Consider the following 12,263-nt stretch of genomic DNA (forward strand, 5'->3'; position numbering starts at 1 on the left):
ATCTTTACAGTAACAGTCTTTTGGGGTTATTTAATGATACCTAGTAAGTGCAAGGAAAAAACTAGGATGTAATGAAAGTACCGCTTTTATCTAAATTAAAACCGGGTGCACAGGCATTAAATAGTGCGGCGTTTGATTTTGTATATGAGGTGAATAAACCGGAGGCTACAGATGTACAAGTAAAAAAGAGATTATTGGTTCTATGGCTGGTAATGGAGTAGGTTGGTCATCTGAATATATATCTATGAAGGGCACTTCTAAGATATTTTGGAATGTTGTAGGTGGTAGTATAGTTGGAGATGAGCTTAAAAAACTTATGAAGAAAACATAAAAAATCAGAAAAATAAGGATAAATAATGAAAATTATACTAGTTCTATTCAAATATTTTTTGATCATTACATTAATTTTTTTCTTGTCTCTCATCGCGTTTGAGATAAGCTTAGGAAGTGATGATCTACACTATAGATTACTTCTAGATAAGGCGATGATGATGTCTCTTAAATTTTATTTCATTGTTTTACCAATTCATTTTTTTGTGTTTAGGAAGGTTAATTCTAATAAAAACTAATAGAAATATAATGAAGATCATTATTGGAATCCTAGAAGTTAATGTTTTTGATAACAATGAAAAACAAGTCAAATCCAGTGGAGAAAAATAATGAAAAAACAGGTCGATTATAAAACATTAAAGCAATGGTTTTTTGATGATGCTTATATTTGGTGTCAAAGAAAATTTGAAGATGGAAAAATAAAAAATTGGCATAAAGAATTTAATGAATGGGGGGGCTTTAGATAGTTTTGAAGATCATTTTGATTTACCAATAGAAAGATTAATGCTAAATGTTATTTTCATTATAACTAATGGAGCAAGGCATATTTAAGCTATCAGATAGTCTTTAATGAAGTACAGGATATTTTATTAAATTATAACCTTGATGAGTTGATTTCTGGTTTGGAAGAAGAAAAACAAGATTTTCTTTATGATTTAGATTTAGTTCTGAATAATAGAGAAATTGAAGAATAGCAAGTATAACGTGTGTGGATGATTTATCATTCACACACATATTGATATTTTCGTATATGAGATGATATTTCATACATACTATGTCCCGTAGGTTAAGTATTGAATTAACTAAATCTTACACTCATTAAATATGCCCATAGGATAGACTTATCAGAAACAGTGAAGCAGGCGGCTTAACACTTGATGCGGCAAACATCAACGCGAAACGTTGGGAAGTAGATACTTGAGCGGAGGCGATTATCATCAGACAGTGGAAAGTGCGGTCAAAAATAAAGATGCATCCGATAGAGTGAAAGCGGCACAAGCGTTAGGTTTAGCGGAGAAAGGCTATACGGCTTACATGGACTCAATGCGTGAATTCAGTTTAGGTAATAGTGTGAATGCTAAGGATATCCGCATTACGGCGACAGAAGGGGATATACGGGCGAAGCAAACGGATTTTACTAGCCGAGACAGCGAGGGCAAACGCCAAGCGGACAGCCGTATTCAATTGAATGCTTATAAAGACCTGATATTGGAATCGGGACAAAGTGCTGAGAAATTTAAAGGTAAACAACAAAGTGCAGGGTTTGAATCGGGTGTGGGTTTTGCGGTTGGTGCACAGACGGGGGTATATATTTACGCTCAAGCGGGATTCACGCAAGGTAAGCAAGAAGAGCGTCATATTACCCAACATAACAGCCATCTTGATACAGCCCAGTTAAGCCTGACAAGCGGCGGAGACACCACCTTATCCGGTGCGGTAGCAAAAGCGAACCGGATTGATGCAGACATCAAGGGTAATCTCCGGATAGAAAGCCGCCAAGATGAACATCTCTCAAAAAGCAGCAGCTCGGGCGGCGGCTTACGGGTACAGGGCGGCATAGGCACGGCGTGGGGCGCAAGCGGTTATGCGAATGCCTCAAGCGGCAAGGCGAACAGCAACCAAGTGATGGAACAATCAGGCTTATTTGCCGAGGAGGGCGGTTATCATATTAATGCCGATAATGTTCATCTGAAAGGCGCAGCGATTGCCTCAACCAACCCAAAAAACAGCGAATTGAAGACCAATAAGCTGACTTTTGAAGATATTCAAAATGAAAGTCAAAGCCGCGCGATAAGCGGCGGCATTAGCGGCAGTGCGAATTTAACCAAGGCGGTGGGCAATGCACCGACAACCAACGCACAAGCCCAAAAACAGTCGGAGTTTGCCAAACTGACCGGCACATCACAAAGCAATCATCTTTCGCCGACGGTTCCGATGTATGACAGCGAGCAAGACAGAAGTATTACCAAGGCGACCTTAACGGAAGGGCGTATCACCTTAAACAAAGATAGCGCCCCAAGGGAGACGACCGCAGCAGAACTGGGCATTAATACCGACCTCACAGACGCCAACCGTCAAGTCAGTGCCCCGAAAGACATTCAAAAGGTGTTGAAAGAGCAGCAAGAACTCAGCCAAGCTATAGGCAATATTGCCGAGGCGACAAGCCGGTATAGCGAACAACAAGCCCAACGACTAGAACAAGAAGCGGCAGACGCGGCACAACAAGGTGATAGTCAAACGGCAAAAAACAAACAAGAGGAAGCAAAAAAATGGCAGACCGGCGGCGAGCATAAACGCAAGGTCGAGGCGCTAACTAATGCGATTAGCCTTGCTTTAGCCGGAAAATCTACCGAAGCTATCGCCACAGGTGCGGCTTCACCTTATATCAACGAACAAATCAAAAAAGCCACCGAAACCATGCCCGGACTGAATATTCCGGCGCATATCCTGTGGGGAGCGATTGAAGCGGAGCTTGCGGGAGGCAAAGCGGCAACAGGGGCGATTGCAGCGGGTGTAGGTGAAGCGAGCGCAGAGATATTTTCAAATGGGATATATGGCAAATCGCCAAAGGAACTCACAGAGGAAGAGAAGCAGAATATCTTAACCTTAAGCAAAGTGGCGGCGGGGGTAGCGAGTGGTTTAACGGCAACCGGCAATAGCGCGGAGAATCTGGCAACAATTAGCACAGGGATAACCATTGCGGAAAATGCGGTGGAGCATAATGCAATGGGGATGGTTGGAGCTTCACATTTATCTTATGTGCTTGCGAGAAATGATGAAAATTGTGACACCCAATGTAAAGAAAAAATCGATAAACTCCAATTAAATAACGCAAATGCCCAGCTAAAAGGTTCAGTGATTACGGCAGCAGCAATTATCAGTCCTCTTGTAACAACAGAAAGTATGGTTATTGCCGGCGGTTTTGGTAGCGGTTCGGAATTAATTGGTCAATTAATTGAACATAAAGGAGATATTGCCAAGGTAGATAAAACGAAAGTCGCAATTTCAGGAGTAACAGGGATCGTAACTCGAAATATGGGTATCTTATCAACCGCTGCGACCAATTCGGCAGTAGAAGCCGGAGATGCGTTGAGGACAGGAAAAGAGCCTTGGAAAGAAGCTGCAATGTCATTTATCACAACTACTGTAGGAGGAGCGGTTGGTAAAACAATTGAAACGCCTTTAAATCATAAATTGAACCCGGCTTGGAAAATTAACTATTTGGAGAAGAAAGGACATTTACCTTATGAGATTTCTGAAAGTTATAAACCGAGCATTATTCCTAGTGTTATGGGGAATTTTATTGATAATTCAACATCTTGGTACTTAAAACAAAAGATAGATCAAAACATATCTAAGGACGGTAATAATGAAAAATAGTTTATACAAATTTGTATATGTTTTTATAATTTTTTTTGTTTCATTAAGTCTTACCATTGTAATTCTATCATTTACATTAGATTTATTTATATTTGTATTCTTTAATGGAAAGTTATTTGAGGAGATTCCTGTTGGAATATTTATAGGTAATGCTATTGGTGCATTTTTCTTAACTCTTTATTATCTCTGGTATATAAAAAAGAACGAATAACTAACTACAAAAATATTGCTGCAACAATAATGTGTCCAGTGGTGGCAAGTTTATGTTTCAATGGATGAATGGAACCAACAATATGAATATGCGGTGAAACATGACCCGGCATTAGCTGGCGAAATGCAAGGCTATATTTTGGGTAACTTTGGTTCAACCCCGGTTAGCCGACTGGTTGTCGGTGCTGCCGGGGCGAAGTTGTTGCAGAAATCAGCGGCGTTAGTGAAAAAAGGCGTTGCAAAGACAGGGATATTACCTAATTGGGCAAATGCTAATTCTAAGTTGCCTATTGTTGGAAAAACGAAAGGGTATGAGACAACAAGAGCTACTTTAAATAATTTGCAAATTGAAGTATCTAAACAGAATAAGCATTTAGAGCATACAAATGAATATAAGGTTTCTCTTGCTAATGGACAACACAGAAGTATTATCACTGTGAGTTTAGATTCCCTAAAAGGTTATACTGGAACTGGACAACAGGTTGGTAAAATTGATGTTGGACTTCCTGGCTCTAAGGAGCGAGTGGACTTTAATAAAAGTATAGGAATTTATATTGATCCTATCACTGGAGATAGAACTCCAACAACAATGGGAATTATTCATTATAGTAAAAATGGATATCATATAGTTCCAGCTAAACCAAAGGATAGTATTAAATGAATGATGAGATTATAAGATTAAGGATTATTATCCAGAATGCTTTAATAGGAAAAATAACAAAAGAGGTTAGAGCAGTTTATATAAAAGTAAATAAAAATTGCATAAGTATTTATGTGGTCATTGACGGTGAGATTTCTGATTATTGGAATGAAGAAATATATGAGATTGGTACAGATGTTATTTCTAATTTTGATGAAAGTTATATTGTTGATGAAAATTTAGTTAGGGTTGACTATCCTATATGCTTATCTTTTAACGATTATATATGTGTGTATAGGCGTTATGAAACACTTACTGTTTAGCAAGTGTTGACAAAGTCATAAAGCGCAAGAATGAGAAACAGGTGGGTGTTATTGACTCAGGCTTATCGTTAATGGTAATTGGGACGCAGCAAGAAATTACAGTTTCCCTGTTTACGGCTATCAAGAGCAAGTTGATGACGTAATGAAACATGTGCCAAAATGGGCAAACTCTAATTCTAAGTTGCCTATTGTTGGAAAAACGAAAGGTTATGAAAATCAAACTGTTAATTTAAATGTATCTAGTGGTGCAGAAAATGCAACTTTATATTCCAAGTTAAAATCCAGTTTAGTAGGAAAAGAAATATCTGATGGTCACGCATTTTCTAAACATGTAATTAAACAAGGAGAGTTTAAAAATGTAAATATTACCACTAGAGAGCAATTTGAAAAGCATATTGAAGATGTAGTAAATAACTATACTTCATTTAAAAGATTGTCAAATGGTAGAAGTGCGTACTGGCATGAGAAAACAGGTAAAGTTGTTATTCGAAACCCTAAAGCAAAGGATGGTGGAACTGCATTTCAACCAAAAGATGGTCGTAAATATTTTGATGAAAAATTAAAATAGGATATTAAATGAAATTAATAGAGAAAAAACAGGATAATGTTTTTATTGTTTTGTCCCAGAAAGAAGTTCAGTTAATTACTAGTGCACTTGGAGAAATTTCCAATATTTTAGATATAGAGGATTGTGAGACTAGGACAGGTTATAATCTAAATGATTTTGAAAATTTATTTTATGAATTTAATGTTATTGATGATAGATGAAATTTTTTCTATTAAAACAATTTTTAAATCTGATACTGGAATAAATTCTTAGGAGAAGAAAAAGTGATAAAAAAGAGGAATATCTCTGCCCTTGTTGTATGAATTATTCGTTATCAACAGAAAGAGAATATGAAGTTTGTAGTATTTGTGGATGGGAAGATGATCCAGTTCAATTTGAGGCTCCTGATTTTTTTGGAGGAGCTAATCAAATGAGTTTAAATGATGCACGAAAGTGTTTCGAAGAGTATACGAATATAAATTGCAAAAAGATCAAAGCGTAATTTTGTAATCTATTTGGGCGATATTATGAAAAAATGTAGGAGCATATGTGTAAAACGATAGTATTCAAAATACGCAATGGGTAGATGCACAAAACCTCAAAGCCGGTTACAAACTGTTATCGGAAAATAATCAATGGCAAACCGTAAAAGGGGTGAGCATCAAACGTGAAAAACTGAGTGCGTATAACTTAATGGTCGAAACGGATCACACTTACTTCATTAAAGGTGCAGGTGAAGATACTGACGGTGTGTGGGTGCATAATGATTGCTGGCAAGCCTTACCGAAAGGGGCAAAACAAGTGAAAGATATTGACGGTTATCCTGCCTATCAATTTAAAGATAGTAGCGGGCAGACGGTGACGGTGTTGAAAAAGGATTTAAATCGTTTTGAAACGCCAAATCATCGAGTCGGTGTGGAACCGCATTTTAACCGCTTATCCCACAAATTGATGCTGAAACCGGGCGCTATCTCTCAACGGGGAATGCGGTTGACGGGCTTTATAATCGCTCTTATTTACGTTCGGAGACAATGCAGAAAGTCTTTGCAAATTATGAAAAACTACCGAATGGGGATTATAGAAATAAAGTTTCTCGTCAGGTAGTGAAAAGCCCAATTGATATCGAAAAGTGGCAGTTTGGCAAAAGTCACCAAAACGAGCTTTGACAAACAACAATCGGAGACACAACGCGGCAGTCAAGTGAGCGGCAAGGAGATAGTCCTTGCGGCAGGTCATGAGGTGAAAGGTAAAGGGTTACAAGCGATAGCGGAAAATGACTTGCTTATCCAAGCCGGCGGAAATGTGGATATAGCGGCAGATACGAATCATTTCCGCAACATTCACAAAGAAACCAAGAAAACCTCGGGCGTGTTCACCGGTGGTGGAGGTATCACCTTTGGTTCTAAATCGGAAAAACATCATTTAGAAAGTGAAGGTTGGACGCAATCGGATGCCAGCAGCACCTTGGGCTCAATGAAAGGGAATATTCAAATCCAAGCGGGCAAACAGGCTAACGTGATGGGAACAGACCTTATCACGCCACGTACGAATCGCATTGATATAGAAGGTGCAGGAGTGAAGGTGGAAGCGGGGAAAGACATCATCAACACAAATGAACGGCATGAGTATCAACAATCGGGTTTAACGCTTGCGGTCAGCACACTGGTGACGGATATGGCACAAGCGGCTTATCAGAGTGTAAAACGCAGTGAGCAGGCAGCCAATCCGAAGCTGAAAGCACTTTATGGAATGAAGGCGGCGGAAGAAGTGGCGATGGCGGCACAAAACGTGGGTAAAGTGGCGGAAACCTTGGAAGCGTTACGGTCAGGGGAAATGCAAGGCACAGGCACGACATCTAATCCGAGTGTGAAAATCAGTGTCAGCTATGGCAACCAAAAACAAACGCAAAGCAGTGAAAGCCAAAGCATAAGCCATCAAAAATCGACGTTGAGCACAGGCACATTAAATGTGAAGGCACGAGATGAAAAACTGACCTTTGAAGGGGTGAATGCGAATGCCAAAGAGATGGCACTGTCAGGCAAACAAGGGATAGATGTTAAAGGCGTAAAAGATGAAGTGCACCAACGCACGAACAACCAATCGGTGGGCGGCAGTGTCGGTGTCTTTGTGGGGATGAACGGCAACAGCTACGGCTTTGGATTGGAAGGGACGGTGAAGGCGTCGAAAGGCAAATCGAACTCGGATAGCGAGCGTTGGCAAAACAGCCGTCTTCAAGCGGATAAACTTATCACGAATAGTGAAGAAGGGGGCTTAAGCCTTGACGCTGCCAATGTTAACGCGAAACGTTGGGAAGCAGACCTTCAAAACCTCAATCTCACCAGCCGTCAAGATACGGAAAAATATGAATCGAAACAAGTGAGTGTGGGAGCGAGCGGTTCGATAGCCTATGGTTCGGGCGGAGGGGCGTCGGTGAATGCGGCGTATAACAACGCAAAGGTGGATTACCGCCAAGTGAAAGAACAAACGGGCATTCAAGTGGGTGAAGAGGGAATGAACGCTGTCATCCACAAGCATACCCAACTCAACGGAGCCATCATTGAAAGTGAGGCAGCCCAAGAGAAAAACCGCTTTAAGACAGGTTCACTCGGTCATACAGACCTAGAAAACAGAAGTGAAATTAAAACGGAAAGTGTGGGTATCAGTGCGGGCAGTGGCGGAATAAACCCAATGCAAGCGATAAGTAGTGCGTTGAGTCTTTTGGGCAACAGCCATGAAAGTGAACGAAGCCTGACGAAATCGGCCATCAGCGAAAACATCCAGATTGACACCAAAACACCGGAAAATCTGACCGCACTTTCGAGAGATACGAAGCAGGCGAATCAGCAAGTCAATCAACAAGACTTGAGCAAGATTCAGGAACGGCAAGAAATGGCGCAAGTGATAGGGGAAATTTCCAATAATGCTATCAGTCTCGCCACCTATAATGAACGGGAGAAAATAAACCGGCTTGAGCTTGAGAAATTTCAGGCAGCAGAGAAATTGGGTGATAAACGTCATACCGATGAGGGGAAACAAATCCTTGCAGGTTATGATGCGCGAATCAACCAAATCCAAGAGAATATCGACCGCACTTACGGCATAGGCAGCCCGAATGGAATGGCAATTCGGGCGGTGACGGCAGCGCTTCAAGCCGCCGCACAAAACGACACTAATGGCACGATAGTGGCACTTGCCTCGCCTTATCTCAACCAACAAATCCACGAAATGACGAAGGGCGATACAGCAAAAGATAAGGCAACCAACCTGATAGCCCACGCCTTACTTTCGGCGATAGAGTTCCAAGTCACAGGCAAAGACCCGCTGACGGGAGCGGTTGAGGGGGTAACGGGTGAAGTGACGGCAGAGATTATTGCTCAAAAGCTTTACGAAAAATCGCCGAAGGAACTGACGGCAAGTGAGAAGGAAAACATCAGCACCTTAAGCCAACTGGCGGGGGGATTAGCGGGTGCTCTCACCGCGAAAGTCAATGGCTCAACGAAACAACAGGGCGGTTCATTCCTCACTGCTACGGCAGGAGCAGAGACGGCGAAACGGGCGGTGGAGCATAATTTCTTGAGTACACTTTCACAAGATAGACGAGATGTTCTTGAGAAGAAAATAAAAGAAGGCAACGCTTCACAAAAAGAGATAATGGAGTTTATTTCTTATGAACAAGATGACCACACCAGTGATTATCTTGCGGATAAAGTGCGAAATCACCCTGAAGAGATGACGGATGATGAATGGAGTAGATTAGGTAGCTCCATTAAACGTTATGTATCAGAAAGTTTACGTAATCGGGAAACACCGGATGAAATTAAGCGAAGTGTAAAAGAGATAGTTTCGGGAAATTACATAAAAGGTTATGGCTATGCTTATGCGTTAGATGATAAATATCGTTCTGATTTACCGAGTCGTTGGTCTTGGTTGGGCGTGGATAAATCAGAGAATGAAGAGCGCTATTCTGATTTGAAATATAAATACATTACCCACCCTAATATAATAAATAATTCTTTTGATGGTCGTGTGGCACAATCAACAAAAGAGGGATTGGAAGCCGTGTCTATAGTTTATGGAGGTTTAGGTGTTTTAAAAGGTGCTCAAGCTATAAATAATGTTATGTCAAATTCAACTAAATTTACTTTAGGAATTGCCGGAGTAGGAAGTGTTGGAGGTCAGTTGCTCGCTAATGGTGAAGTTGATTCAAGAACATTGGCTATTGATGTAGTGACAGCATATGCACTTAAAGGGCGAGGATTTATTACTACGGTTGGAGGTAATGCGGCATCTGGGGCATTTAATAGTTATGTTACAGATCAATCAATGGTTCAAGGTGCTATCGGTAGTGGTGTTGGTGCAGGGATTGGTTATGGAATGGGGAAAGTAATAGAGGTTCCATTAAGTAAAAAATATCCTGATTTAACATGGTCTAAATATAATCCTCAGCCTTTGAATGATAAGATTCCTTATGTTTATGGCTATAAGAAAAATATTGTTCCTAACGTTTTGGGCTCAATGTCCGGAGAGTTTGGTAATAGAGCTTTTCAAAGTTACAACTCAAAGCAAGAAAGAGGTAAATAATGAAAAAGATTATTTACATTCTTCTTTTTTCTGCTGTTTTTGGGGTTATATTTATGTTTGTAATGTTTTTATCTGCAAATATTTTTTATAACATTAATAATGGTATTTGTTTTTATCATGTTGATTTTTTTTTCTTTTTTTAAAGATATGACTATTAGGGAGTTTATTTTTTTAATTTTCATATCTCTTATGTATTTTATAATAATATATCTCCGTTATAAGGATTATTAGCAAGCGTAGCGTGTGTGAAGCATTGTTTTACGCGCGCTATTCCATGAATTTTAGTGTGTGAGCTGTTGGTTTACGAGCTCTACTTTTTATCAATATAAACTTATCACAAACAGTGAAGCAGGCGGCTTAACGTTTGATGCGGCAAAATCAACGCGAAACGTTGGGAAGTAGATACTTGAGCAGAGGCGATTATCATCAGACAGTGGAAAGTGCGGTCAAAAATAAGGACGCTTCCGATAGAGTAAAAGCGGCACAGGCGTTAGGTTTGGCGGCGAAGGGATATACGGCTTACACGGACGTAGCGGCTGGTGGTGCCTTAATTCGGGTGGAAAGCGGTTCGGGTTTCTCGCATAAACGGGAGAACACGGACGCAATGAGTGAATTCAGTTTAGGTAATAGTGTGAATGCTAAGGATATCCGCATTACGGCGAGAGAAGGGGATATACGGGCGAAGCAAACGGATTTTACCAGCCGAGATAGTGAGGGCAAATGGCAAGCGGACAGCCGAAATTGTGTTGAGATATTTTTTGACAGTACAACGACTTGAGGCGAAGTTGTTTAGCGATTTGTCGCTGAGAGAGCGTCTTTATGGTAAAGGTAGCGGATTTTTTAAATTGTTTCCATACAAAGCATACAAGATTATCCCCTGTTTAAATAACAAGGCGTTTATCAAACGACGCAGCGGATCAATTTTCTATGACCCTCCTGCGTCTGACAGGGTTATTTTTGAATGATCATTGACAGAAAGTCATTTATCTCCTAATTCATCCAATACATTTTCTTTTGCTGCACTTAAATATTGAATCATTGACCAAACCGTTAGAATAACCGCTACATAAAGTAAGATGATTGCCAAAATCTCCATATAAATATTGTAGCGCCATAATAAACCGCCTAGTGCAAGCATTTGAGAGGTGGTTTTGACTTTGCCTAACCAAGAAACGGCCACTTTATTGCGCTCGCCTAATTCTGCCATCCATTCACGTAATGCAGAAATAATAATTTCGCGGGAAATCATAATAATTGCAGGAATTGTGATCCAAAATGTATGTTGGCTTTCCACAATGAGGACTAGTGCGGCAACGACCATGACTTTATCCGCCACGGGGTCTAAAAATGCCCCAAAGCGGGTGGTTTGTTTCCATTTACGTGCAAGATAGCCATCAAGCCAATCCGTTACTCCGGCTATGAAGAAAATAAGGGTGGTAACAAATGGGGCTGATTCAATAGGCAAATAAAACGTGATCACAAAGAAAGGGATCAAAATGACACGAAAAATTGTAAGGAAAATAGGAATATTAAATTTCATAGAAAATTAACCGCACTTTGGTTACAGATAGCGCTATTCTAAAGGATCTCTAAATATAAAAAAAGCCACATCATGTGGCTTTATTATAAAGGTTTAGTAAAGATTATAATTTGTCGGCATTTTGTTTTAAATATTTAGCAACACCTTCAGGGTTGTCTTTCATTCCTTCTTTACCTTTTTCCCATTGCGCAGGACAAACATCACCGTGCTCTTCGTGGAATTGTAGCGCATCAACCATACGTAACATTTCATCAATATTACGACCTAACGGAAGATCATTGACAATTTGGTGGCGGACTACGCCGTTTTTATCAATTAAGAACGAAGCACGCAATGCCACACCTTCGGTAGGATGTTCAATGCCGTATGCTTGAGCTATTTCATGTTTAACGTCAGCAGCCAATGCATATTGAACCGGCCCGATACCGCCATTTTCAGTCGGGGTGTTACGCCACGCATTGTGGGTAAATTGAGAGTCAATTGATACGCCAACGACTTCAACACCACGTTTTTTAAATTCTTCATAACGGTGATCGAATGCAATTAATTCAGACGGGCACACGAAAGTGAAGTCTAACGGGTAGAAAAAAATAACGGCAGCTTTGCCTTCGATATGTTTTTTAAAATTAAAGTTATCAACGATTTCACCGTTGCCTAAAACGGCGGATGAAGTAAAATCCGGTGCTTGACGAGTTACTAATACCATAGTCA

The 12,263-nt window shown here is 40.3% G+C and carries 13 protein-coding genes; 11 read left to right on the forward strand and 2 right to left on the reverse strand.

Features of this window, described 5'->3' with window-relative positions; translation table 11 throughout:
- The first annotated feature begins 71 nt into the window (after positions 1–71).
- From FEE42_RS12055 to FEE42_RS12105, 11 genes are all read left to right on the forward strand, one after another.
- Positions 72–221 (forward strand): hypothetical protein, encoded by a 150-nt coding sequence (locus FEE42_RS12055; protein WP_164028737.1) that lies wholly within the window; start codon positions 72–74, stop codon positions 219–221.
- Positions 222–659: 438 nt separating this feature from the next.
- Entirely contained in the window at positions 660–797 is a 138-nt protein-coding gene (locus FEE42_RS12920; protein ID WP_237184433.1) for a hypothetical protein, read from the forward strand.
- A gap of 436 nt (positions 798–1,233) precedes the next feature.
- Positions 1,234–3,711, forward strand: a complete 2,478-nt coding sequence (locus tag FEE42_RS12065) for a hemagglutinin repeat-containing protein (protein WP_164028738.1) — start codon at positions 1,234–1,236, stop codon at positions 3,709–3,711.
- A 271-nt stretch (positions 3,712–3,982) separates the two neighbouring features.
- The gene (locus tag FEE42_RS12070) at positions 3,983–4,582 is read left to right on the forward strand and encodes a polymorphic toxin type 50 domain-containing protein (RefSeq protein ID WP_164028739.1); all 600 of its coding nucleotides are present in this window, start codon (positions 3,983–3,985) and stop codon (positions 4,580–4,582) included.
- Complete coding sequence (locus FEE42_RS12075; RefSeq protein ID WP_135969611.1) at positions 4,579–4,884, forward strand: MafI2 family immunity protein; 306 nt, start codon at positions 4,579–4,581, stop codon at positions 4,882–4,884. Before FEE42_RS12070 ends, FEE42_RS12075 begins: the two co-directional genes overlap by 4 nt.
- A 142-nt stretch (positions 4,885–5,026) precedes the next feature.
- Positions 5,027–5,452 (forward strand): mAFB alternative, encoded by a 426-nt coding sequence (locus FEE42_RS12080; RefSeq protein ID WP_164028740.1) that lies wholly within the window; start codon positions 5,027–5,029, stop codon positions 5,450–5,452.
- A gap of 8 nt (positions 5,453–5,460) precedes the next feature.
- Positions 5,461–5,652, forward strand: coding sequence for a hypothetical protein (locus FEE42_RS12085; RefSeq protein ID WP_077583448.1), 192 nt, complete (start codon positions 5,461–5,463; stop codon positions 5,650–5,652).
- A gap of 44 nt (positions 5,653–5,696) precedes the next feature.
- Positions 5,697–5,933 (forward strand): CPCC family cysteine-rich protein, encoded by a 237-nt coding sequence (locus FEE42_RS13050; protein WP_262239326.1) that lies wholly within the window; start codon positions 5,697–5,699, stop codon positions 5,931–5,933.
- A 113-nt stretch (positions 5,934–6,046) separates the two neighbouring features.
- The gene (locus FEE42_RS12095) at positions 6,047–6,535 is read left to right on the forward strand and encodes a polymorphic toxin-type HINT domain-containing protein (protein WP_237184500.1); all 489 of its coding nucleotides are present in this window, start codon (positions 6,047–6,049) and stop codon (positions 6,533–6,535) included.
- Between the two features lie 33 nt (positions 6,536–6,568).
- Positions 6,569–10,012 (forward strand): hemagglutinin repeat-containing protein, encoded by a 3,444-nt coding sequence (locus FEE42_RS12100; protein WP_237184434.1) that lies wholly within the window; start codon positions 6,569–6,571, stop codon positions 10,010–10,012.
- 367 nt (positions 10,013–10,379) lie between these two features.
- The gene (locus FEE42_RS12105; RefSeq protein WP_164028741.1) at positions 10,380–10,790 is read left to right on the forward strand and encodes a hypothetical protein; all 411 of its coding nucleotides are present in this window, start codon (positions 10,380–10,382) and stop codon (positions 10,788–10,790) included.
- A gap of 201 nt (positions 10,791–10,991) precedes the next feature.
- On the opposite strand, the gene pgsA is transcribed toward FEE42_RS12105, so the two are convergent.
- Complete coding sequence (gene pgsA / locus FEE42_RS12110; protein WP_059366784.1) at positions 10,992–11,552, reverse strand: CDP-diacylglycerol--glycerol-3-phosphate 3-phosphatidyltransferase; 561 nt, start codon at positions 11,550–11,552, stop codon at positions 10,992–10,994.
- Positions 11,553–11,655: 103 nt separating this feature from the next.
- The gene (locus tag FEE42_RS12115; protein ID WP_059366782.1) at positions 11,656–12,258 is read right to left on the reverse strand and encodes a peroxiredoxin C; all 603 of its coding nucleotides are present in this window, start codon (positions 12,256–12,258) and stop codon (positions 11,656–11,658) included.
- Positions 12,259–12,263 lie beyond the last annotated feature (5 nt).

The sequence above is a fragment of the Rodentibacter caecimuris genome, from assembly GCF_010587025.1.
In the GTDB taxonomy this organism is placed as follows: domain Bacteria; phylum Pseudomonadota; class Gammaproteobacteria; order Enterobacterales; family Pasteurellaceae; genus Rodentibacter; species Rodentibacter caecimuris.